The organism is Pseudomonas serbiensis, assembly GCF_030580745.1.
GTDB classification, from domain to species: domain Bacteria; phylum Pseudomonadota; class Gammaproteobacteria; order Pseudomonadales; family Pseudomonadaceae; genus Aquipseudomonas; species Aquipseudomonas serbiensis.
Window position 1 is genome coordinate 325,852 of the sequence record NZ_JAUQOO010000003.1, and the last position, 22,699, is coordinate 348,550.

A 22,699-nucleotide genomic window follows, 5' to 3' on the forward strand; every position below is an offset into this window, starting at 1 on the left:
GCAAGCCGTGGCCAGGAAGCACCACACGGCTTATTTAATCGAAATCGCCCGCAAGGAAGGGCTCAAGGCAGGTAAAGGCTGAACTTGCCGCCGCCCAGCACACCGCCATTGGCAATCTCGATACGGCCCCGCACGCCATTGCGTTCATGCAGGCGAGCGATATGCGCCGCGAAGTACAGGCCGAGCCCTGTACTGCCAGTGCTCTGGTTGATGCCCTGAACATAATCGTCCTGATTCTCGATCATGTGCGCCGGATAGCCTGGACCGTCGTCATTGATGACGATCTTCAACTGGCCGTCCTCTTCGCTGGCACTGATCACGATTTCCTCGCGAGCAAACCGGATGGCGTTGACGATGATATTGGCCACCACCGAACCGATCAGTTCACGGTCGAAAAAGCCCAGCGGGCTCAAGGCGTCGATTTCACAGTTGGCAATAATGCCACGGCTACCCAGCACTTCCTGATGGTGAGCCAGTTGCGCCTCGATGAAATCATCCAGTTCGTGATAATCGGGACGCAATGGAAGCTGGTTGACGCCCAGCTTATAGATGCCGAGCAACTGCACCAGCATGCCATTGAGGTTGGCGAACTCGTAATCGATGACGCCATGCTCGGGGTTACTGCGCTGCTCGCTGGGAAGCTGGGCCAGCCACTCGCTATGAGCCTGGGTCAGGGTCGCCAGGGAGTTCTTCATGTCGTGGACGGTGGAAGCGATCACCATCGAGAAATCGAGTCCGTTCTCTTTGTCACTCATGCGCCAAACGCCCTTTCCTTGAGTTTCTGATAACGCTCGTACCGTGGATCACTATCGGGCATCTTGCCAACCATTTTCAGGGTGGCACGACACTCCTCACGACCTGCTTCACCCAGGTTCTGCCCTGGATGCAGCAAGGACTGCGCCATGTTCAGCGCGATACTGATGTTCTTGGGCTGCAAGGCAAGGGCACGCCGGAACATGTCCTGCGCCTCGGTGAGATTACCGGCCTTGTAGCTGCGCACGCCTTGAAGATTGAGATCGATGGCTGCCTTGTTGGCACCAAGGATCGCAGGATCATCAGTCATGGTGGCGATGCTTTTCATGACAGCCGGGTCATCGCCGTAGATTTCTGCACAGTTCTTGAGCACGCCTGCGCCAGCACCTTCCTGACCCAGTTGCTTGAGCTGGGTGGCCACTACCAGCGCCGCCTCCGCACTGAGAAACTGCCCCATATTGTCCAGGCGCGACATGGCCTGCTCGGTCAGTTTAGCGGCAGTTTCAGGATCGGAATGTTGCAGGCTGGCCGCTTTCATCAAGCGCGTACGCACCTGCAAGCCTTCGTCTTCGCCGTGCTCCTTGGCCACATCGCCCAAGGCATTGTTGATTTCAACGCGAGTCCGCGCATCCAGCCCCTGGTCGCCGCCCTTGCTGATCAGGGCGTGGGCCAGACCGAGATTGGTTTCAGGGTCCTTGAAACGCGAATGCTGGCCTTGGGATACAGCCTGTCGATAAGCCTTGGAAGCACTCTCGAAATCCTCGTTGCCCAGCGCCAGTTTGCCCAGCAGCTTTTGCCTGCGCACCGCCAGTGGCGACAGGCGCACGGCGTTTTCCAGCACGCTCTGGGCACGTTTGGCATCGCCACGGGCCACCAGCACTTCGGCCAGACCGTCAAACAGGGCCGGCATGGTCGGAAAGGCTTTGATGGCCTGCTCGAACACCGCTTGCGCCTCGGTCACCTTGCCGCGCTTGAGCAGCAGGTTGCCCAACGCGCCGTAAGCCCAGGGCGTAGCCCGGTCGGCCAGGATGGTCTTGAGGAAGCTTTCCAGAGGCTCGTTCTGGTTCAGGTCACGCAGGGCGTCGGCCTTGTAGCGCAGGCACAAGGGCGCGAAACGTGGGTCCTGTTGAATCAGGTTATTGCAGGCCGCCAGAACTTCGGCAGGCTTGCGACGGTCAAGCGCTTGCAGGATCGGCTTGAGCAGGGTTTTGCGCTGTACCAGCTTCTCAAGACGCTGAGCCAGGCCCGCGCGATTGAACGGCTTGGTCAGGTAACCATCGGGCTCCCACTCAAGGGCGCTCATGACCATGGCCTGGCTGTTCTCGGCGGTGACCATGATAAAGACGCTTTCATAGCTCAGCAGTCTTTCGACCATCAGGTCTTCGAGCACCTGCTGGCCGTTCTTGCGACCGTCACCCAGGTTGAAGTCATGCAAGACAAAGTCATAACGCTTTTGCGAGCACATACGCAGGGCTTGCTCGCCGGTGTCGGCAGTGTCCACGTCCTTGACACCCAGCTCGCGCAGCATCGACCTTACCGAACTCCGGAAATCGGAAAAATCGTCGACGATAAGAAAGCTCTTTTGGTTGTACGCCAGCATCCAGATTCCTGTCTTGCAGAGGGTGAAAATATGCGTCTAAAAACCTGAAAACGCTTTAGTTCGGCCTTTGCAACCAACTTTCAGGGCGCACATGATAACTAATGGCTAGAAGCCATTAAACATTTTTCCACAGACGGGACTCTTTGCGCTATTTGCCAGAAAGTTGACAAGACTCTCTAGTTTTTCGACCGAAGGTTAAAAAACTGAATGGTCGTTCGCGAATGAGATAGGCGTAGGAGCGAATTTATTCGCGAGAGGCCCGTACATCCGAAGAAAATGTATCGCCTTCAAGGACGTCTCGCGGATAAATCCGCTCCTACCTGCACCTGCTTGCTGCGCGACGCAGGTTATGCAACCTCACACCCAGCCGTCGTTACGCTTGCGGCTGCGGGTCAGGGAAGGAAGGATCAGGCCAACCAGCAAGCCGATCCCGGCAATGCTGCCACCATAGACCATGTAACGCATCATGACCTGCTTGTTCTCGTCACCCAGACGAGCCTGGGTCGTGCGCAGTTCGGCCTGTGTGTCGGCCAGCTCGGTATTGAGCGCCTGGCTTCGGGCTTCCAGCTCATCGATCAGTTTCTTGCGCGCATCCAGGGTTTCCTGCATGCCCTGCACGCGGGTCTTCCAGGTATTGTCGATGTCCGCCAGTTGACCGGTGAGTTGTCCCACCTGCTCGGTCAGTTGCGGAACCCTTTCGGCCGGACCGGCCACATCCTGCAGGTCGCTGCTGAGGATCCAGACGGTGCTGCCGCTCTCGCCCCGGACCTGGCTGTAGCTGCCCTGGGTTGAGAGCAGATCGACCTTTTGCCCGGATTTCAGGGTGCCGACGATACGGTGCCCATCGGTAGGGCCACTGCGCACATAAGTGTTGAGGCTGTCGCTGACCCAGCGTTCGTTTTCGGCAGCCTGGACATGAAAAGGGGTAAAAACAGTCAGCAATGTGCCGAGCAGACCGGCCCCGAGCGCACGACGGGAAGAGTTGAAGAAGACAGGCGCACGGGAAACGAGTGCAGAAAGATGAAGAGACATGGCAATGATTATCTTTGTCTGAAATAAGAAATTAAGACCCTGAGGCTCCTGACCTTGTGGTCCGTCGAGTGAGTCCGTCAGCTAACAGACCCTGCGAAAGGGGTCAGGTTCACTATCGCGCCCCCAAGCGTCAAAATTCAGCCATATGGCACAAGGCCCGTTATTTACTGATTTCAAACGGATTCAGCCGTGCGACTATGCTGAACACAGTGACTGTGGTGTGCAGTGTTTGCTTTCCCGTCCATGTGCCGTAGAGAATACGGCCAGGTGATGCTCACCTTCCTGATGCAACTGCGACTGCATCGCTCTAATGGAAAATAGAATGATCCCAAGACAAGTGATTAACGCCTCGGTCAGCCCCAAAGGCAGCCTCGAAACCCTTTCTCAACGCGAAGTGCAGCAGCTCAGCGCTGCCGGTTCAGGCAGCACCTACACGCTTTTCCGCCAGTGCGCCCTGGCCATTCTCAATACCGGCGCCCATGTCGATAACGCCAAGACCATTCTTGAAGCCTACGAGAACTTCGAGGTCCGCATTCATCAGCAGGATCGCGGAGTTCGCCTGGAATTGCTCAATGCACCCGCCGACGCCTTCGTCGATGGTGAAATGATCGCCAGCACTCGCGAAATGCTGTTCAGCGCCCTGCGCGATATCGTCTACACCGAGAGCGAACTGGACAGCCAGCGCATCGACCTGAGCGACTCTCAGGGCATTACCGACTACGTGTTCCACCTGCTGCGCAACGCCCGTACCCTGCGCGCCGGTGTAGAGCCGAAGATGGTGGTCTGCTGGGGCGGCCACTCGATCAACACCGAAGAATACAAATACACCAAGAAAGTCGGCCACGAACTGGGCCTGCGCAGCCTGGACATCTGCACCGGTTGCGGCCCTGGCGTCATGAAAGGCCCGATGAAAGGCGCCACCATTGCCCACGCCAAACAGCGGATCAATGGCGGCCGTTACCTGGGCCTGACCGAACCGGGCATCATCGCTGCCGAAGCGCCGAACCCCATCGTCAACGAACTGGTGATCCTGCCGGATATCGAAAAACGCCTGGAAGCCTTCGTGCGTGTCGGCCACGGCATCATCATCTTCCCCGGCGGCGCTGGCACGGCTGAAGAGTTCCTGTACCTGCTGGGCATCCTGATGCATCCGGACAACAAGGATGTGCCGTTCCCGGTGATTCTGACCGGCCCGAAAAATACCGAGCCTTACCTGCAACAACTGCACGCCTTCGTCGGCGCGACGCTGGGTGAAGCCGCGCAGAAGCATTACCAGATCATCGTCGATAACCCTGCGGAAGTTGCACGGGTGATGACCCGCAGCCTGAAGGAAGTCAAACAGTTCCGCCGCGAGCGCAACGATGCCTTCCACTTCAACTGGCTGCTCAAGATTGAAGAAAGCTTCCAGCACCCCTTCGATCCGACCCACGAAAACATGGCGAAACTGCAACTGAACCATGACGTGCCGCCTCATGAACTGGCCGCCAACCTGCGTCGTGCATTCTCCGGCATCGTGGCAGGGAACGTGAAGGACAAGGGCATTCGCCTGATCGAGGAACATGGCCCTTACCAGATCCATGGCGACCCGGCGATCATGAAGCCGCTGGACAAGCTGCTTCAGGCGTTCGTCGAACAACACCGCATGAAACTGCCCGGCGGCGCAGCCTATGTGCCGTGCTATCAGGTAGTGACGTAAACACAAACGCAAGAGGCTGATTTCAAAAAAACCGGTGGCCAGACTCACAATCCGTGGGAGGGGCCTTGGCCGCGACAGCCAGTTGAAGGCGCTGAAAATGTGTTGCCTGTCAGTTAGTCGTCGCGGCCAAGGTCCCTCCCACTTGCGCCCCGTTTTTTTTAACGCTGAATACGAAACTGCCTGGGCGACAGCCCCGTCGCACGCTTGAAGAAACGCGAGAAATAAGCAGGCTCTGAAAACCCCAGGCTGTCGGACACCTGATTGATGGTCATGGTGGTGTAAACCAGATTGCGCCTGGCTTCCAGCAACAGTCGCTGGTTGATGATCTGCAAGGCCGACTGGTCGCACAGACGGCGACACAATGCGTTGAGATGTGCGGCGCTGATGCCCATTTTCTGCGCATGTCGCTCAATCGACCAATGCTCGCGAAAACTCGATTCCAGTTGATGCATGAATGCCTGCAAATGCTCGCGCCCGCGATCCGGCACCTGAACTTCCTGACGCGAGTGCTCATTGTTGCGCCGACTGAGCCAGACCATCAGCACATTGATCAATGAATGCAACATCAGGTCACGCCCAGGTCGACGCTGTCGGTACTCCGCTGCAATCGCGCTGAACAGCGTATCCACGTAATGACTGTCGTCACCCAGCGAATAGCACCGCGCCGCACTCAGGACCGAGCCGTCCAGAGCCGTCTCCAGTTGCTCCACCAAAGGCCTGGCCAGGCTGAGAATGTGCCCTTGAATGTCTTCACAGAACCTGAAGGTATGCACACTCAGCGCCGGGACCACCTGCAACGAAGGTGTATCGACATGCTGGACCGAGTCTTCGACCTTCAACATCGCCAGCCCCGATTGCACATACAGCAACTGCACCAGATCGCTGTGCCGATGGGGCTTGATCTCCCATTCATGGATCTTGCTGCGCTCGGGGATCGACTCGCAGTGAATCAGATCAGGCGTCGGCCAGGCAGCCGTCTCGCCATAGAGCTTGAATACCGGAATCGCAACGAGCGCTGTTCTGGGCATGACCGGCTCCGAAGGGTAATCCTTGAAAAGTCCAAATAATGCGCTGGATATTGCCTTCTTATGCCATCGGCATCCATTAAAAATACAGGAGACAAAAACAAAGACATCTCACCGACCATAGGTTGGCAGGGATCACATGGCAGGAAAACAATAATGAAGACCCAAGTCGCAATCATCGGCTCAGGCCCGTCCGGGCTGCTGCTGGGCCAACTGCTGCAACGCGCCGGTATCGATAACGTCATCATCGAACGCAAGAATCCCGACTACATCCTTTCCCGTATCCGCGCCGGCGTGCTTGAACAAGGCATGATCGATCTGCTGCGCGAAGCCGGTGCCAGTGAACGCATGGATGCCCAAGGACTGATTCATGATGGCTTTGAACTGGCTTTTGACGGGCGCTGCGAGCGTATAGACCTGAAAACCCTGACCGATGGCAAGACCGTCATGGTCTACGGCCAGACCGAAGTCACCCGCGACCTGATGCAGGCCCGCTCGGCAGCAGGCGCCATGACCCTTTATGACGCCGAGGATGTGCAACCCCACGACCTGAAAACCGATCGCCCTTACGTGACCTTCAACCACAACGGCAAAACGCAGCGCCTGGACTGCGACTATATTGCCGGTTGCGACGGTTTTCATGGGGTTTCGCGGCAATCCATCCCCGCAGACAGCCTGAAAGTCTTCGAGCGCGTTTACCCTTTTGGCTGGCTCGGCGTACTGGCCGACACGCCGCCGGTCAACGAAGAACTGGTGTACGCCAGCCATCCTCGCGGCTTTGCCCTGTGCAGCATGCGCTCGACCACTCGCACCCGTTACTACGTGCAGGTCAGCGCGGATGAGAAAGTCGAAGACTGGTCGGATGAGCGCTTCTGGGAAGAGTTGAAAACCCGTCTCCCCGAACATCTGGCTGAGAGGTTGGTCACCGGCCCCTCCATCGAGAAAAGCATCGCGCCGCTGCGCAGCTTTGTCGTGGAACCCATGCAATACGGTCGTCTTTTCCTGCTCGGCGACGCCGCACATATTGTCCCGCCCACCGGCGCCAAGGGTCTGAACCTGGCTGCCAGCGATGTCAGCACGCTGTACCGGATATTGCTCAAGGTCTATAAGGAAGGCCGGACGGACCTGCTGGAGAAGTATTCGCAGATCTGCCTGCGCCGGATCTGGAAGGCCGAACGTTTTTCCTGGTGGATGACCTCGATCCTGCACAGCTTTCCAGACACCGATGACTTCAGCCAGCGGCTCCAGCAGACCGAACTGGATTACTACGTGGGCTCGGAATCAGGCCGCAAGACCATTGCCGAGAATTATGTGGGGCTGCCTTACGAAGCGATTGAATAATGATCGCGTAGGAGCGAATTCATTCGCGATAATCGGTACATCCAATAAATTTTTATCGTTTTCAATGTGGCTTCGCGAATGAATTCGCTCCTACTTTGTGCAATCTCACAACAACCACCCCGCATGGCAGTGCAAATCGCCAAAGAGTTTTTGTTCCCGGCCCCCTAAGATCGGGATCAGTTGCACGCAGTATAAAAACAACAAGCTCCGAGGATTCACCGCCATGTCCAACCCATCGATTCGGGATGCTGGCGACGTCGAAGGCAATCATGTCTACCGTCGCATCACTCTGCGCCTCATACCCTTTATCTTTATCTGCTACCTGTTCAACTACCTGGATCGGGTCAACGTCGGCTTTGCCAAGCTGCAGATGCTCGATGCCCTGAACTTCAGCGAAACCGTCTACGGCCTGGGAGCCGGGATCTTCTTCATTGGCTACGTACTGTGTGGCCTGCCCAGCAACCTGGCGCTCAATCGTTTCGGACCCCGGCGCTGGATCGGCCTGATGATGATCACCTGGGGCACGTTCTCCACCTGCCTGCTGTTCGTCACCACTCCGGTGGAGTTTTATGTACTGCGCTTCGTGACCGGCATGGCCGAAGCCGGCTTCTTCCCCGGCATCGTGCTCTACCTCTCGCGCTGGTACCCGAACCAGCGGCGTGGTCGGATCATGGCACTGTTCATGTCCGCCATTCCGGTATCCGGCCTGCTGGGCGGCCCGTTCTCCGGCTGGATTCTCAACCACTTCGCCGCTGGCCAGGGCGGCATGGCGGGCTGGCAGTGGATGTTCCTGATTCAGGGCCTGCCGACTGTCGTGCTGGGCCTGCTGGCGTTCCTGCTGCTGTGCGACAAGGTCGAAGATGCAGGCTGGCTGACACCCGAGCAACGTCAGCGGGTCAAGGCCGATATCACCACCGATGAACTCAGCCGCCCGGTGATCAGTGAAAAGGCCTCCCCTCTTTCGGTACTGACCATGCCGTTCATCTGGGTGCTGGGCTTCATCTACTTCTGCATCCAGAGCGGCGTGTACGCGATCAACTTCTGGCTGCCGTCGATCATCAAGAACCTGGGCTTCAGCGACGCACTGGTGATCGGCTGGATCAGCGCCGTGCCTTATCTCATGGCGGGCGTATTCATGATTCTGGTGGGCCGCTCGGCGGATCTGCGCAATGAGCGACGCTGGCACCTGGTCGTGCCGATGCTGATGGGCGCTCTGGGCCTGATCATCGCCGCCAACTTCGCCGCCGTGCCGGTCATCGCGATTCTTGGCCTGACCATCGCCACCATGGGCGCCCTCACCGGCCTGCCGATGTTCTGGCCACTGCCCACCGCCCTGCTCAACGCCAGCGTCGCCGTAGCCGGGCTGGCACTGATCAACTCCATCGGCCAGATGGCGGGCTTCCTCAGCCCGTATCTGGTGGGCTGGATCAAGGACCAGACCGGCTCCACCACCATGGCGCTGTACTCCCTGGCCGGCCTGACCATCGTCGGCAGCCTGGTGGCCTTGCGGATCAGCCGCCAGTCAGTGCCCAAGGCGGCCGCTGCTGCGTAATCCTTGCCTGCAACACCAAAAGCCAGACCTCGTGTCTGGCTTTTTTGTTTGCGGTGTCGAAAGACATCTCACCCCGCATTTTGAAAAAACCAATCAAAACCACTTGCCACAAATGATCGATTCAATCACTATCAAGCCACTAACAATAAAACGAGAATATGGCCATGCAATTTCGCGGCATCATTCCAGCTCTGGTCACGCCCTTCACCGATGATCAGCAACTCGATGAGCAAGCCCTTCGCGGCCTGATCGAAAACCTTCTGCAAGCCGGTGTACACGGGCTTTTCGTGCTGGGCACCAACGGCGAGTTCTTTACCCTCTCCGAATCCGAAAAACTGAAAATCGCCCGCATCACTGTCGAAGCGGCGGCCGGACGTGTGCCTGTAGTGGTCGGTACCGGTGCCTTTGCCACTCATGAAGTGATCGAACTGAACAAAAAAATGATCGATGTGGGCGCAGATGCCCTGTCGATCATCACGCCCTACTTCAATGCCATCAGCCAGTCCGAACTCATCAAGCACTACACCGCGATTGCCGATGCCTCCGAGTTGCCGCTGATGATGTACAACATTCCGGCCAAGACCGGCATGTCCATCGGCATCGGTGCCGTGGCAACCCTGAGCCAGCACCCGAAAATCAAAGGCATCAAGGACAGCGCCGGCAACTTCGACGCGCTGGTGCAGATGATGAAATACCGCAGCGACGACTTCGCCGTGTTCGCCGGCACTGACTCGTTGATCTACTGGAACCTGCTGGCCGGTGGCGATGGCGCTATCGCAGCCACCGCCAATGCGGTGCCGGATGCGGTCATGTCGATCTGGAACAACTTCCAGTCAGGCAATCACGAAGCCGCCCGCGCTGCCCAGGAAGCTCTTCGTCCACTGCGCGATGCCTTTGCGCTGGGCACCATGCCTGTGGTGCTGAAAACCGCGACCCGATTGCTCAACGTCCCCGTCGGCCCGTGCCGTGCGCCGGTCCAGCCGCTTGATGCCGCCGCACTGGAAAAACTCCAAGGCCTGCTGGCCGTCTACCGCTAAGCCGGAGGTAATCCCATGTCCGCCACTTATCACTTCCAGACCGTGAAGCATGTGGTTCACGGCCCCGGCAGCCTCGATCTGCTCACTGAAAAGCTGCCGCTGCTCGACGTCCCGGTCAAAACCGTGGTGCTGGTCACCCAGAATGCCATGCACAACCTGGGCGTGACTCAGCGCGTCACCGAGCAACTCAAGGCCCGCAACATCGCCGTGCATATGCTCGATAACGTCGAGATCGAACCGACTCTGGAAAACATCGAGCGCGTATTTCGGGAAGACGTTGCACCACACGCCCCCGACGCACTGATCGCCATTGGTGGTGGCAGCGTGCTGGATGCGGCCAAGCTGTTCGCCGTGATGCTGACCAACGACACACCGCTCAAGGACCTGCTGGGCATCGACAAGGTCACGCACCCCGGCAAACCCATGGTGCTGGTGCCGACCACGTCGGGCACAGGCTCGGAAGTCACGCCCAATGCCATCGTTACCTTGCCCGATGAAGAATTGAAGATCGGCGTAGTGAGCCGCCATCTGCTGCCGACGCTGGTGGTGCTCGACCCGCTCTTGACCCTGAGCCTGCCACGCCCGATCACCGCTGCCACCGGGATGGATGCCTTTACCCACTCGCTGGAATCCTTCATTTCCACCAAGGCCAACCCCATCAGCGATGCCTTTGCGCTGGAGTCCATGCGCCTGATCGCGGGCAGCATTGTCGAGTCCTATCAGCAACCGGAATCGATACGGGCGCGCGGCGATATGCTGCTGGGCTCGATGTATGGCGGCCTGGCCCTGACCGCAGCCGGAACCGCAGCGGTGCATGCACTGGCTTATCCACTGGGCGGCAAGTTCCACGTCACCCATGGCGTGGCCAACGCCATGCTGCTGCCCCATGTCATGGCCTTCAACCTGGACAGTTGCGCCGAACGCCTCAAGCGCGCCGCGCTGACATGCGGTCTGGCCAGCCATGACGACAGCAACGAAGTGGCGGCCCACAAGCTGATCGAGCAGATCCGCCAATGGACTCTGGTGCTGAACATTCCCCAGAACCTGCGTGATTTCGGCGTGGCCGAAGAGCATCTGCCGGACATGGCAGTAGCGGCCTCCAAAGTCACCCGCCTGATGACCAACAATCCCAAGCCTTTGAGCCTGGAAGACATTCAGCAGTTGTACCGGTGCCTGCTGCCATGATTCGCGCCGACTTTCCCGGCCTGCTGATACTCGCCGACGATCTGTCGGGAGCCGCCGACTGTGCAGCGGACTTTGCAGCCCGTATCGATACCCGCGTGGTGCTGAACCATGGCGGCGCACACGTGGCTGGCACGGGTGTCGTTGCAATCGACGTGGACTCCCGTCGCCTTGCCCCTCAGCAGGCCGCCGAACAGCACCATGCCGTACTGCGCCAACAGCATGCGACGGCGATGGCGCTGTACAAGAAAATCGACTCGACCCTGCGCGGCAATGTCGCCAGCGAAATCGACGCGCTGCAATCGGTGCGCGGCATGGCACTGGTGGCGCCGGCCTTCCCGGACATGAAACGCACCACCAGCCAGGGCGTGCAATTGATCGACGGTGTGCCGGTGGATCAAAGCGATGTGTGGCGCAATGAAAACCTGCAAGGCACCAGCAACCTGCTGGAACTGCTGCTCAAGCAAGGCTTGCGTACGCAATGGCTGGGCCTGGACGAAATACGCAACAGTGACACGCTGAAACAGGCTCTGCGCACAGCGCTGGAAAACGGAGTGCAGGCTCTGGTCTGCGATGCCGAGCTGGACAGCGACCTGCAAAAGCTGGCGGAGGCCTCAGCCCCGTGGCATCAAGAACTGTTCTGGGTCGGTTCGGCAGGTCTTGCCCGGCATCTGCCTGAGGCATTGGGTCTGCCAGCGGCCAGCCCCATCAAGATTTCGCCCTGCTCTCCCGTGTTGACCGTGGTCGGCAGCATGTCCCGGCACTCCCAGTTACAGGCCGATACGCTGGCGCAATCCAGCCCGCAATACAGCCTGACGATTGCTCCGGGCACCTTGCTCGACAGCAGCGCCCAGGCCGAACGCGATGCACTGCACCAACATTTGAAAGACCAGTTAAGCGCCGGACATGACGTGCTGGTACGACTGGATCAGCAACAACGCAACCCGACACACGCCGCAGCCTTGAGCAACGCACTGGCCAGGTGGCTGGCACCGGCCTTGCCCCATGCCGGTTCGCTGATCGCCACCGGTGGCGAAACCGCACGGGCGATTCTGGTCGAGGCCGGTATCGAGCAGATGCCGCTGCTGGGCGAACTGGCCACCGGCGTCGTGCTGTCCCAGGCCCGGCTCGGCGCTCGCACCCTCAACGTGGTGACCAAGGCTGGCGGCTTTGGCGAACCCGATACCTTTCTCGCGGCCTGGCGACAGCTGCACGAACCGGCTTCGACCGGCACACCTTTCAAAGAGGAAGCTCCCTATGTCTGAACGTCCTGTCATTGGTATCACCATGGGCGACGCCGCCGGGGTGGGCCCTGAAATCATCATGAAAACCCTGACCCACGCCTCGGTATACGAAACCTGCCGTCCGCTGGTGATCGGCGACGCCAAGCGCCTTGAAGACGCCAGCCGCATCGTCGGCAGCAATCTGCGCGTCAACAGTATCGCCAGCCCGGCGCAGGCCCGCTTTGTCCAGGGCGTGGTGGACTGCATCGATCTGGGCCTGATCCCCGACGACCTGCCTTACGGCAAGTTGTCGCCCATCGCCGGTGATGCCGCCTTTCGCTATATCGAACGCACCGTGCAACTCACCGAAGCTGGTGAACTGGATGCGATCTGCACTGCACCGCTGAACAAGGAAGCGCTGCATGCAGGCGGGCATATATTCCCCGGCCACACAGAAATGCTCGCGCACCTGCTGGGCGTGGAAGAAGTGTCGATGATGCTGATGACCCCGATTCTGCGGGTCATCCACGTCACCACTCACATCGGCATCATCGACGCCATCGCCCGGATCGAACCGGGTCTGGTCAAGCGCACCATTGAGCGCGCCCGGGAAACCCTGGTGCGGGCCGGTATCGAAAACCCGCTGATCGCGGTGTGCGGTATCAACCCCCATGCCGGTGAAAACGGCCTGTTCGGTTACGGCGAAGAAGCCACCAAGATCCAGCCCGCCATCGACGAACTGCGCGCACGCGGCTGGCGTGTCGAAGGCCCGCTGCCGGCCGACACGCTGTTCTTCCGCGCCGGTCGCGGTGACTTCGATGCCGTGGTCGCCATGTATCACGATCAGGGCCATGGCCCGGTCAAGGTCATGGGCCTGGAAGCCGGAGTCAACGTCACCATCGGCCTGCCTGTGATCAGGACCTCGGTGGATCACGGCACCGCTTTCGACATCGCCGGTAAAGGCATTGCCGACGAACGCAGCCTGATCGAAGCCCTGCGCCAGGCAGGGGAACTGGCTACCCGTAAACGCGACACCCGCAATTCCATCGCCGTCTGAGCGCAAAAACCGGCAAAGACGTGCGGCACCCATAACGCGCCAAAAAAACAATAATGGAGCGATACCGATGGATACCTTCAACGCACAAGACACCTCGATCATCGTCGGCATGGTGATCGTCTACATCGCAATCACCACCTGGATGAGCATGCGCATGCGCAGCAAGACCAGCGAGCAATACATGGTCGCTGCCAGGACCATGCCTGCCATCATCGTCGGCATTCTGATGATGTCCGAATTCATCGGCGCCAAATCCACGGTCGGCACCGCACAGGCAGCCTTTGAAAGCGGCTTCGCTGCTTCATGGTCGGTAATTGCCGCCGCCATCGGCTTCCCGCTGTTCGGACTGTTGATGGCCCGCAAGCTTTACAGCTCCGGGGAGTTCACCATCTCCGGCTTCATCGCCAAGAAATACGGCACGTCCACCAAGCTCGCGGTGTCGATCATCATGATCTACGCGCTGCTACTGGTGAACGTCGGCAACTATGTCAGCGGTGCCGCCGCCATCGCCACAGTGCTCAAGATCAACCTCACTACTGCGGCTTTCATCACCGCAATCATCAGTACCCTCTACTACGTGTTCGGCGGCCTGAAGAGTGTGGCCTACATGAGCATCCTGCACACCGCAGTGAAATATATCGGGGTGTTGATCGTACTGGGCGTAGCCTTGCAAATGACCGGTGGTTTCACGCCAGTGATCCAGAACATGCCGGAGCACTACTTCACCTGGGACGGCACCATCGGCGGCTCGAAAATCATGGCGTGGATCATCGGCACCGTTGGTGCGATCTTCTCCACCCAGTTCATCATTCAGGCGATTTCCTCTACCCAGAGCCCGGATGCGGCCCGTCGTTCGACCTTCTATGCATCGCTGCTGTGCATCCCGATTGCGCTGGCGCTGGGCTTTATCGGTGTGGCGTCCAAATACCTGCACCCGGACATGAGCAGCCTCTACGCCCTGCCGGTATTCCTGCAATCCATGAGCCCGGTCATGGCGGGTGTCGTGACCATCTCCCTGGTGGCCTCGATCTTCGTCAGCGTCAGCACCGTGGCCCTGGCCATCGCTTCGCTGGTGGTGCGCGACTTCTACGTGCCCTGGCGTAAACCTTCGGTGGATCAGGAATTCAAGACCACACGCCTGATCGCTCTGGTGATCGGCTTCGTGCCCCTGTTCTTCGTGTTCTTCGTACCGGAAATCCTTAACCTGTCGTTCTTCACCCGCGCCCTGCGCCTGTCGATTGCCGTGGTTGCCATGGTCGCCATCTACCTGCCGTTCTTCGGCTCGGGCCGTGGTGCCACGCTGGGCCTGATCGCTTCGGCCATCACCACCAGCGCCTGGTATCTGTTGAACAACCCATATGGCATCGACAACATGTACATCGCTCTGGTGACACCGGCCATCGTGATTGCCATCGAACACCTGCTGCCCAAATCCGCCCAGGCCAAACGCCAAGACGCCGAGGTTCCCAATGCCAACCAATGACATTCGCCAGGACGCCTTCCTGCCAACGCCCTACGCCCAGAACCATGCCGCCAACCTGCATGAAATGGCCGACGGTACGCTGCTCTGTACCTGGTTTGCCGGCACTCAGGAAGGCATGGCCGACATCTTCGTCCTGCTGTCGCGCCGCGACCCGCAAACCGGTGTGTGGAGCGAACCGCAAAAGCTGTCCGAGGACTCGACCCGTTCCGAGCAGAATCCGATCCTGTTCCAGGCGCCAAACGGGCCACTCTGGCTGATCTGGACCGCACAGGTTTCCGGCAATCAGGAGACGGCGATCATCCGCCGTCGCCTGTCGCTGGACCAGGGCAAGACCTGGGGTGCCATCGAAACCCTGTTCGACGAAGCCGGCACTTTCGTGCGCCAGCCGCCAGCCGTACTGGACAACGGCGACTGGGTGCTGCCGGTCTGGTACTGCATCACGGGGCCGGGTGAAAAGTGGGTCGGCAATCATGACGTCAGCGCCGTGATGATCTCCAGCGACCAAGGCGTCAGTTGGTCACGCCATGACGTGCCGGACAGCACCGGCAGCGTACACATGAACGTCCACCAGTTACCGGACGGCACTTTGCTCGGGCTGTTTCGCAGCCGCTGGGCGGACTTCATCTACAGCAGCCGCTCGAACGACCGTGGCCGCACCTGGAGCGCGCCGGCCCCGACCGAACTGCCTAACAACAATTCATCGATCCAGTTCGTCAGGCTGGCCACCGATGAGCTGGCGCTGGTCTACAACCCGGTCAGTGCCGAAGGTCACAGCCAGCGCCGCGCTTCGCTGTACGACGAGATCGAGGACGAAGGCGACGATCGGGTAACGCCAGGTGCCCGCAGCGATGGCAAGGCAGCCATCTGGGGCATTCCGCGTGCGCCGATGAGCCTGGCCGTCTCCCGCGATGGCGGTCATAGCTGGCCGACTCGTCTGGATATCGAACTGGGTGACGGCTTCTGCCTGACCAACAACTCGCAGGAAAAACTCAATCGCGAGTTCTCCTACCCCAGCATCATCCAGGCCGCCGATGGTAGCCTGCATGTCGCGTTCACTTACTTCCGGCAGAAGATCAAGCACGTGCATCTGCCGCTCAATGCGATTCGCTGAAAGTCCTGCGCCGGCCTGCGAGCCGGCCCACCTTCGGAAGCCCTGAATATGCCCGACCCGATAGAATCCGTACTTGTGACCGGTGCCAGCTCCGGCATCGGTCAGGCCATCGTCGTGCGCCTGCTTGAGCAGGGTTTGCACGTCACCGGCCTGAGCCGTCGTGCGCCAGACCTGCAACACCCGAACTTCACCTGGATCGAATGCGACCTCAATGACTTCAACGCCCTGGACCGGGCGCTGCAACAGACTCCGCAGATCGATGCACTGGTGCATGCCGCAGGCTTCATGCGCACCGCACCGCTTGGGCAACTCAACGATACCGACGGCCAGGCCATGTGGCATCTGCATGTGGCCGCCGCCAGCCATATGGTCAATGCGCTTTACCCGCGACTCAAACCCGGTGCCCGTCTGGTAATGATCGGCAGCCGCACCATGCAGGGCGCCGCCGGGCGCAGCCAGTACGCCGCGACCAAGGCTGCGCTGCAAGGCATGGTCCGCTCATGGGCCATTGAGCTGGCCCCAAGGGGAATCACCGTCAATCTCATTGCCCCCGGTGCTACCGAAACCCCGATGCTGCTGGACCCGGCTCGCAGCGCAACGCCACCCAACAAGCCGCCACTGGGGCGTTTTGTGCAGCCCCACGAGATTGCCGGGCTGACCGCCTTTCTGCTCGGCCCGGACGCAGGTGCCATCACCGGTCAAAGCCTGGTGGTATGCGGCGGTGCGTCGTTGTAAGGTTGCACCTCGTTTTCCTGCGTTAGAAGAGCTTGAATGAAAGTCGCCAATCGTCGCCAATCGATACTCGAACTGGTTCTCTCCGGAAAATCCAACGTCGATGAGCTGTGTGCCCAACTCGGCGTTTCGGAAGCCACCGTGCGGCGCGACCTGACAGCACTGGCCGAAGACGGCCTGATCATCCGCACCTACGGCGGTGCTGCGCACATTGGCCAGCGTGAACCGGAAACCACGATTGAAGAACGCAGCCGCCAGCACAGCCAGGAGAAGATGGACATCGCCCTGGCGGCGCTGGCGCACATCAACGATCACGACACGCTGTTCCTGGAAGGCGGCACCAGCACCAGTGCGCTGGCTCATGTGCTCAATCAGCGACGCGGCCTGCATGTCATCACCAATAACCTGACGGCATTGAGCGATCTGGCGCTGATTCCCGAAGGCCGGGTCACGGTGCTGGGCGGCACGTTGCGCCCGTCCAGCATGTCGACTTATGGCGTGGCCGCACAGGCCGCGCTGGAACACCTGAGCGCCGACAAGCTCTTTGTCAGCGCCGATGGTGTGGTGGCGGATCTGGGGTTGTGCGAAGCCAGCGCCGAGCAGGCCTATCTCAAAGAAAACATGCTGGCCCGCGCCGCACAGATCTTCGTGCTGGCCGACTCCACCAAGCTGGGCCGCGCCCGCCAGCAGCACTGGACACCGCTGCGCCAGCCCTGGACGCTGATCACCAACCCGGTGGACGATGAATCCCTGCTGGCACTGTTCAAGGCCCGCAAGTCGATTCATGTGGAAATTGCGTATCCGCAAAAAGGCTGATTAAAGCCTGCCAATATCTCCGGGCTTGAAAACCGCCTCGCCCGCCGCCAGCCCGTTGACCAGCGACTGCCCGAACTCCGGCTGACTGACCTCGAAACGATCTCCCGGCTGAGTACGGATGCCGTCGGCAAAGGACAGGGTCGCCGTGCCGAAGAAGTGGATATGAACATCACCGGGGCGCAGGAACTGGCTGTACTTGAAGTGGTGGTATTCGAGGTTTTCCAGGCTATGGCACATATTGGCCTCGCCGCTGAGAAACTCCTTCTCCCATAACACCTCGCCGTTGCGCCAGACACGGCTGGTGCCCACCAGATTCTGCGGCAGATCGCCGACCCTCAGTTCCGGGCCGAACGAGCAGGCCCGCAGCTTGGAGTGAGCCAGGTACAGGTAATTACGCCGCTCCATCACGTGATCGGAAAACTCGTTGCCAATGGCAAAGCCCAGTCGATAAGGCTTGCGGTCGTGACCGATCACATACAGGCCGCTCAACTCCGGCTCCTCGCCGCCATCTTCGGCAAACGGCGGCAGCGTAAAGGCCGCTCCCGGACGCACCACAATGCTGCCATCGCCCTTGTAGAACCATTCCGGCTGCACGCCCGCTTGACCGGCCTGCGGCTTGCCACCTTCGACACCCCATTTGAAGATGCGCATGGTGTCGGTCATCGATGTTTCATCACCGGCCTGCTGATGCATCTTGTCCCGCGCCGAGGCGCTACCCAGATGGGTCAGGCCAGTGCCGCTGACCAGCAGGTGCGCAGGGTCTGGATGATCCAGCGGCGGCAAGACCCGAACCTCGCGCAGCAACTGCGCATAATCATGGTCAGTGCCAAGCCCTTGCTGATCCACCTGCCGCGCCAGGCTGGAACCCGCTTCGATAGCCTTCAAGGCCAGCTCGCGAACGCTGTCGGCACCCAGCACTTCACGTACCCGGTCACCGTCCACCAGGCCGACCCGACGCTGCCCATGACTCAACTCGAACTGTATAAGCCGCATGAAACCTCTCCTTTCAACGATGGGTTGAAGCGCTTGCCGAGAATTCGGACTCAGGCAGCACGTGCCTGCGCTCCAGTACGCGATAGACAATGCCGGTCAGCACCAGCCCGAACACCATGACTCCAGACAGGAAGTACAGGCCCGACGCCAGATTGCCGGTGATTTCCTTCAGTGCGCCGATCACGAACGGGCCGATGTAACCGCCCAGATTGCCCACCGAGTTGATCAGCGCGATACCGGCCGCCGCACTGGCACCGGCAAAGAACCGGCCCGGCAAGGTCCAGAACACGGCCGTGCAGGAAAACAGCGAGAACGCCACCAGACACAACGCTGCCAGTTGCGCTGCCGGCAAGGTCAGCCAGGCACTGCTGAACAGGCCGATGGCACCCAGCACATAAAGCACGGCCAGGTGTCCGTAGCGGTCGTTGAGGCGGTCGGAACTGCGCGGCACGATCAGCAGGCCGATGATTCCGAAGATGTAAGGCACCGAGGAAACGAAACCGGTGGTCAGGTCACTGCCGCCGAACTGCTTGATCAGGGTCGGCAACCACAGGCCAAGGCCATAGATGCTCAGGGTCACCGGCAGATAGAACAGCGCCAGCAGCAACACCCGCTTGTCCTTGAGAGCATGCAGCGGGTTGCCATGTCGGGTCTGGCCATAGGTGTCCAGATCGTTTTTCAACTCACCGTTCAGCCAGTCTTTCTCGGCCTGATTCATCCATGAAACCTGCTGCGGACCATCCGGCAGCCAGCGCAGCACCGGCCAGGTCAACAGGATCGCTGGCGTACCAATGACGATGAACAGCCACTGCCAGCCATGCAGCCCGAGAATGCCGTCCATGCCCAGCAAGCCGCCGGACACAGGTCCGGTGACCATCATGGCGATGGGTTGCGAGAGGATGAAGAACCCGAGGATCTTGCCGCGATGGCGCACCGGGAACCATTGAGTGATGTAGTAGAGCACCCCGGGAAAGAAGCCCGCTTCCGCCGCGCCCAGCAAAAAGCGCATCACATAGAAACTGTAAGGCCCCTGCACGAATGCCATGCCGATGGTGATCGCGCCCCAGGTGATCATGATCCGGGCGAACCAGCGGCGCGCACCGAAACGCTCCAGCATCAGATTGCTGGGGATCTCGAACAGAAAGTAGCCGATGAAAAACAGCCCGGCCCCCAATCCGTAGGCCGCATCGCCGATGCCGATGTCCGCCCCCATGTGCAGCTTGGCGAAGCCCACGGCCGAGCGGTCCACGTATGCAATCAGGTACAGCAGGATCAGGAAGGGAATCAACTTCAGGGTGATGCGACGTATAAGCCTGAGTTCCTGGCTCATGAAAGCGGTCTCCATTTTGTTTTTGTTATGGAACCTCGATTACCGACCGACTATATAGTATTACTATTTAGACTTACAACTCTTCCAATGATGGATATTTAGGCTTACCTTAGCCGAAAGCAACGCAATTAAGTCTTACAATAAGAGAGCCGAGCATGTCTGATTCCGATAAAAAACCGACCCTGCGTTCTGCCCAATGGTTTGGCACCGCCGACAAGAACGGCTTCATGTACCGCAGCTGGATGAAGAACCAGGGCATTGCCGATCACCAGTTTCAGGGCAAACCCATCATCGGTATCTGCAACACCTGGTCGGAACTGACGCCCTGCAACGCCCACTTCCGCACGATTGCCGAGCACGTCAAACGCGGCGTGATCGAAGCCGGTGGCTGGCCGGTGGAATTCCCGGTGTTCTCCAACGGCGAATCCAACCTGCGCCCCACCGCGATGTTTACCCGCAACCTGGCCAGCATGGATGTCGAAGAAGCGATTCGCGGCAACCCCATCGATGGCGTCGTGCTGCTGACCGGCTGCGACAAGACCACACCGGCCCTGCTGATGGGTGCTGCCAGTTGCGACGTGCCAGCCATCGTCGTCACCGGCGGGCCGATGCTCAACGGCAAGCATCAAGGCAAGGACATCGGTGCCGGGACCATCGTCTGGCAGATGCATGAGTCCTATAAGGCCGGGCAGATCGGCCTGGACGAATTCCTCTCCGCCGAAGCCGGCATGTCCCGCTCGGCAGGCACCTGCAACACCATGGGCACGGCCTCGACCATGGCTTGCATGGCCGAAGCGCTGGGCACTTCCCTGCCCCACAACGCCGCCATTCCGGCCGTGGACTCACGCCGTTACGTGCTGGCGCATATGTCCGGCATGCGCGCCGTGGACATGGTGCGCGAGGACCTGCGCCTGTCGAAGATCCTCACCAAAGCGGCATTCGAGAATGCAATCCGGGTCAATGCCGCGATTGGTGGTTCAACCAATGCCGTCATCCACCTCAAAGCCATCGCCGGGCGTATCGGTGTGGATCTGGAACTCGATGACTGGACCCGAATCGGACGCGGCATGCCGACCATCGTCGACCTTCAGCCTTCCGGGCGCTTTCTGATGGAAGAGTTCTACTATTCGGGCGGCCTGCCCGCCGTATTGCGGCGCATGAACGAAGCCAGCCTCCTGCCCAACCCCGATGCATTGACCGTCAACGGCAAGAGTATCGGCGAAAACACCCGCAATGCGCCGATCTACGGCGAAGACCAGGTCATCCGCGCACTGGACAACCCCATTCGCTCCGATGGCGGTATCTGTGTGCTGCGCGGCAACCTCGCGCCACTGGGCGCCGTGCTCAAGCCTTCGGCAGCAACGCCTGCATTGATGCAACATCGTGGCCGGGCCGTGGTGTTCGAGAATTTCGAGATGTACAAATCGCGCATCAACGACCCGGATCTGGACATCGATGCCAGCTCGGTGATGGTCCTCAAGAACTGCGGTCCCAAGGGTTATCCAGGCATGGCCGAAGTCGGCAATATGGGTCTGCCGGCCAAACTGCTGGCCCAGGGCGTGACGGACATGGTGCGGATTTCCGATGCACGCATGAGCGGCACCGCCTACGGCACGGTGGTGTTGCATGTGGCGCCGGAAGCCGCAGCGGGCGGACCTCTGGCGGTGGTGCAGGAAGGCGACTGGATCGAACTCGACTGCGCCAGCGGGCGGCTGCATCTGGATATCCCGGACGCGGAACTCAAGGCACGCCTAGATGACTGGCAAGCACCCCAGCAGTTACTGGCTGGCGGCTATCGCCAACTCTATGTCGACCGGGTGATGCAGGCAGATCAGGGCTGCGATTTCGACTTTCTGGTCGGTTGCCGAGGTGCCGAAGTGCCTCGTCATTCACATTAAGTGACGATAATGGCGGGAAGCCACACAGGCTGCATAAGTACGGCTCCCGCCCTCTGTGTTGTGCAATGTTATGATGCGCGGCATCACTGCCAGGATCGACTTGCGTTCCCATGGATTACCGAAAACCCTCCGACCGTAAAAGCATGCACTCGCGCATCGTCCAGGAACTGGGCATGCAAATCGTTTCCGGCCGCTTCAAGCCTGACGAAAAACTGCCTGCCGAAGCCCTGCTCTGCGAGGAATACGCCGTCAGCCGTCCAGTGTTGCGTGAAGCCACAAGGGTTTTGGTGGCCAAAGGGCTGGTGTATTCCCGCCCGCGAGTGGGGACGGTGGTCAAGGCACGACGCGAATGGCACCTGCTCGACCCGGATGTGCTGCACTGGGTAATGCAAAGCTCGCCGCAGAACGAGTTTTTCAATCTGCTGACCAGTGTGCGTGCGGTGATCGAACCAGCGGTTGCGGCATTGGCGGCGCAATATGCGACCGATGAAGAAATCGCCTCGATCAGTGAAGCCTACCAGCGCATGGAAGATGCCCCGACGCCTGAAGCCTTGCTGCAGCCGGACCTGGACTTCCACAGCCGTATCGCCGACGCGACCCACAACGACCTGCTGGCCCATTTGTGCAACATGCTGTCACTGGCGTTGCGTGAAGCGCTCAAGCATTCCAACCAGCGGCCCAACCTGCATGAACTGGCGCTGCCGCGACACAAGGCGATTCTCACCGCCATCCAGAACCGCGACGCCCTCGGCGCCCGGCATGCAACGCTGGTGCAACTGGATGATGCGAGGAATGCGTTGAGTGTGGTGTTGGGGGTTCGCGAATAGATTCAATCGTT

19 protein-coding genes are annotated in these 22,699 nt (G+C 59.8%); 13 read left to right on the plus strand and 6 right to left on the minus strand.

The genetic code is table 11. The features are described 5' to 3' along the window. Positions 1-62: 62 nt before the first annotated feature. From Q6A51_RS06390 to Q6A51_RS06400, 3 genes are all read right to left on the minus strand, one after another. Entirely contained in the window at positions 63-755 is a 693-nt protein-coding gene (locus Q6A51_RS06390) for a sensor histidine kinase (protein WP_201018408.1), read from the minus strand. Then, positions 752-2,353: a tetratricopeptide repeat-containing response regulator gene (locus Q6A51_RS06395; protein ID WP_201004763.1), complete on the minus strand. Its 1,602-nt coding sequence runs from the start codon at positions 2,351-2,353 to the stop codon at positions 752-754. The genes Q6A51_RS06390 and Q6A51_RS06395 overlap by 4 nt, the downstream gene beginning before the upstream one ends. Before the next feature lie 357 nt (positions 2,354-2,710). Beyond that, positions 2,711-3,385 carry a TIGR04211 family SH3 domain-containing protein gene (locus Q6A51_RS06400; protein ID WP_304574366.1) on the minus strand — a complete coding sequence of 225 codons (675 nt, stop codon included), beginning with the start codon at positions 3,383-3,385 and terminating at the stop codon, positions 2,711-2,713. Between the two features lie 322 nt (positions 3,386-3,707). Here Q6A51_RS06400 and ppnN point away from each other — a divergent pair, with 322 nt between their 5' ends. Beyond that, positions 3,708-5,081, plus strand: a complete 1,374-nt coding sequence (gene ppnN, locus Q6A51_RS06405) for a nucleotide 5'-monophosphate nucleosidase PpnN (protein ID WP_201004766.1) — start codon at positions 3,708-3,710, stop codon at positions 5,079-5,081. Positions 5,082-5,239: 158 nt separating this feature from the next. Here the strand turns inward: ppnN and Q6A51_RS06410 are convergent, their stop codons facing one another. After that, a complete protein-coding gene (locus Q6A51_RS06410; RefSeq protein ID WP_304574367.1) occupies positions 5,240-6,109 on the minus strand; it encodes a helix-turn-helix domain-containing protein in 870 nt (289 codons plus the stop codon). A gap of 153 nt (positions 6,110-6,262) precedes the next feature. Between Q6A51_RS06410 and pobA the strand changes: the two genes are divergently transcribed. The 10 genes from pobA (at position 6,263) to Q6A51_RS06460 (ending at position 17,640) form a co-directional block, all read left to right on the plus strand. Continuing rightward, positions 6,263-7,447: a 4-hydroxybenzoate 3-monooxygenase gene (gene pobA, locus Q6A51_RS06415; protein WP_201018405.1), complete on the plus strand. Its 1,185-nt coding sequence runs from the start codon at positions 6,263-6,265 to the stop codon at positions 7,445-7,447. 223 nt (positions 7,448-7,670) lie between these two features. Next, entirely contained in the window at positions 7,671-8,999 is a 1,329-nt protein-coding gene (locus Q6A51_RS06420; protein WP_304574368.1) for an MFS transporter, read from the plus strand. Between the two features lie 164 nt (positions 9,000-9,163). Beyond that, complete coding sequence (gene dapA / locus Q6A51_RS06425) at positions 9,164-10,036, plus strand: 4-hydroxy-tetrahydrodipicolinate synthase (RefSeq protein WP_304574369.1); 873 nt, start codon at positions 9,164-9,166, stop codon at positions 10,034-10,036. Positions 10,037-10,051: 15 nt separating this feature from the next. Next, positions 10,052-11,221, plus strand: coding sequence for an iron-containing alcohol dehydrogenase (locus Q6A51_RS06430; protein ID WP_304574370.1), 1,170 nt, complete (start codon positions 10,052-10,054; stop codon positions 11,219-11,221). Further along, a complete protein-coding gene (locus Q6A51_RS06435; protein ID WP_304574371.1) occupies positions 11,218-12,483 on the plus strand; it encodes a four-carbon acid sugar kinase family protein in 1,266 nt (421 codons plus the stop codon). Before Q6A51_RS06430 ends, Q6A51_RS06435 begins: the two co-directional genes overlap by 4 nt. Beyond that, positions 12,476-13,498, plus strand: a complete 1,023-nt coding sequence (gene pdxA / locus Q6A51_RS06440) for a 4-hydroxythreonine-4-phosphate dehydrogenase PdxA (protein WP_304574372.1) — start codon at positions 12,476-12,478, stop codon at positions 13,496-13,498. The genes Q6A51_RS06435 and pdxA overlap by 8 nt, the downstream gene beginning before the upstream one ends. A gap of 67 nt (positions 13,499-13,565) precedes the next feature. Further along, positions 13,566-14,981, plus strand: a complete 1,416-nt coding sequence (locus tag Q6A51_RS06445) for a sodium:solute symporter family protein (RefSeq protein ID WP_201018398.1) — start codon at positions 13,566-13,568, stop codon at positions 14,979-14,981. Further along, the gene (locus Q6A51_RS06450; RefSeq protein WP_304574373.1) at positions 14,968-16,092 is read left to right on the plus strand and encodes a sialidase family protein; all 1,125 of its coding nucleotides are present in this window, start codon (positions 14,968-14,970) and stop codon (positions 16,090-16,092) included. The genes Q6A51_RS06445 and Q6A51_RS06450 overlap by 14 nt, the downstream gene beginning before the upstream one ends. A 48-nt stretch (positions 16,093-16,140) precedes the next feature. Then, positions 16,141-16,827 carry an SDR family NAD(P)-dependent oxidoreductase gene (locus Q6A51_RS06455; RefSeq protein ID WP_201018396.1) on the plus strand — a complete coding sequence of 229 codons (687 nt, stop codon included), beginning with the start codon at positions 16,141-16,143 and terminating at the stop codon, positions 16,825-16,827. A gap of 36 nt (positions 16,828-16,863) precedes the next feature. After that, positions 16,864-17,640: a DeoR/GlpR family DNA-binding transcription regulator gene (locus Q6A51_RS06460; protein WP_304574374.1), complete on the plus strand. Its 777-nt coding sequence runs from the start codon at positions 16,864-16,866 to the stop codon at positions 17,638-17,640. Here the strand turns inward: Q6A51_RS06460 and araD1 are convergent, their stop codons facing one another. Beyond that, positions 17,641-18,633 carry an AraD1 family protein gene (gene araD1, locus Q6A51_RS06465; RefSeq protein WP_304574375.1) on the minus strand — a complete coding sequence of 331 codons (993 nt, stop codon included), beginning with the start codon at positions 18,631-18,633 and terminating at the stop codon, positions 17,641-17,643. A 13-nt stretch (positions 18,634-18,646) separates the two neighbouring features. After that, positions 18,647-19,963, minus strand: a complete 1,317-nt coding sequence (locus Q6A51_RS06470; RefSeq protein ID WP_201018393.1) for an MFS transporter — start codon at positions 19,961-19,963, stop codon at positions 18,647-18,649. Between the two features lie 155 nt (positions 19,964-20,118). On the opposite strand from Q6A51_RS06470, the gene Q6A51_RS06475 reads away from it, so the two are divergent. Beyond that, on the plus strand, positions 20,119-21,861 hold the full coding sequence (locus Q6A51_RS06475; RefSeq protein ID WP_304574376.1) for an IlvD/Edd family dehydratase: 1,743 nt from the start codon (positions 20,119-20,121) through the stop codon (positions 21,859-21,861). A 110-nt stretch (positions 21,862-21,971) separates the two neighbouring features. Then, a complete protein-coding gene (locus Q6A51_RS06480; protein ID WP_201004790.1) occupies positions 21,972-22,688 on the plus strand; it encodes a FadR/GntR family transcriptional regulator in 717 nt (238 codons plus the stop codon). Positions 22,689-22,699: the final 11 nt, after the last annotated feature.

What these genes read in the sequence shown, in the direction of transcription:
- dapA (WP_304574369.1), top strand. Translation starts at nt 9,164, where the DNA reads ATGCAATTTCGCGGCATCATTCCAGCTCTGGTCACGCCCTTCACCGAT.
- Q6A51_RS06450 (WP_304574373.1), top strand. Translation starts at nt 14,968, where the DNA reads ATGCCAACCAATGACATTCGCCAGGACGCCTTCCTGCCAACGCCCTAC.
- Q6A51_RS06455 (WP_201018396.1), top strand. Translation starts at nt 16,141, where the DNA reads ATGCCCGACCCGATAGAATCCGTACTTGTGACCGGTGCCAGCTCCGGC.
- Q6A51_RS06475 (WP_304574376.1), top strand. Translation starts at nt 20,119, where the DNA reads ATGTCTGATTCCGATAAAAAACCGACCCTGCGTTCTGCCCAATGGTTT.
- Q6A51_RS06430 (WP_304574370.1), top strand. Translation starts at nt 10,052, where the DNA reads ATGTCCGCCACTTATCACTTCCAGACCGTGAAGCATGTGGTTCACGGC.
- araD1 (WP_304574375.1), bottom strand. Translation starts at nt 18,633, where the DNA reads ATGCGGCTTATACAGTTCGAGTTGAGTCATGGGCAGCGTCGGGTCGGC.
- pobA (WP_201018405.1), top strand. Translation starts at nt 6,263, where the DNA reads ATGAAGACCCAAGTCGCAATCATCGGCTCAGGCCCGTCCGGGCTGCTG.
- Q6A51_RS06435 (WP_304574371.1), top strand. Translation starts at nt 11,218, where the DNA reads ATGATTCGCGCCGACTTTCCCGGCCTGCTGATACTCGCCGACGATCTG.
- Q6A51_RS06445 (WP_201018398.1), top strand. Translation starts at nt 13,566, where the DNA reads ATGGATACCTTCAACGCACAAGACACCTCGATCATCGTCGGCATGGTG.
- pdxA (WP_304574372.1), top strand. Translation starts at nt 12,476, where the DNA reads ATGTCTGAACGTCCTGTCATTGGTATCACCATGGGCGACGCCGCCGGG.
- Q6A51_RS06480 (WP_201004790.1), top strand. Translation starts at nt 21,972, where the DNA reads ATGGATTACCGAAAACCCTCCGACCGTAAAAGCATGCACTCGCGCATC.
- Q6A51_RS06410 (WP_304574367.1), bottom strand. Translation starts at nt 6,109, where the DNA reads ATGCCCAGAACAGCGCTCGTTGCGATTCCGGTATTCAAGCTCTATGGC.
- Q6A51_RS06420 (WP_304574368.1), top strand. Translation starts at nt 7,671, where the DNA reads ATGTCCAACCCATCGATTCGGGATGCTGGCGACGTCGAAGGCAATCAT.
- ppnN (WP_201004766.1), top strand. Translation starts at nt 3,708, where the DNA reads ATGATCCCAAGACAAGTGATTAACGCCTCGGTCAGCCCCAAAGGCAGC.
- Q6A51_RS06390 (WP_201018408.1), bottom strand. Translation starts at nt 755, where the DNA reads ATGAGTGACAAAGAGAACGGACTCGATTTCTCGATGGTGATCGCTTCC.
- Q6A51_RS06460 (WP_304574374.1), top strand. Translation starts at nt 16,864, where the DNA reads ATGAAAGTCGCCAATCGTCGCCAATCGATACTCGAACTGGTTCTCTCC.
- Q6A51_RS06400 (WP_304574366.1), bottom strand. Translation starts at nt 3,385, where the DNA reads ATGTCTCTTCATCTTTCTGCACTCGTTTCCCGTGCGCCTGTCTTCTTC.
- Q6A51_RS06395 (WP_201004763.1), bottom strand. Translation starts at nt 2,353, where the DNA reads ATGCTGGCGTACAACCAAAAGAGCTTTCTTATCGTCGACGATTTTTCC.
- Q6A51_RS06470 (WP_201018393.1), bottom strand. Translation starts at nt 19,963, where the DNA reads ATGAGCCAGGAACTCAGGCTTATACGTCGCATCACCCTGAAGTTGATT.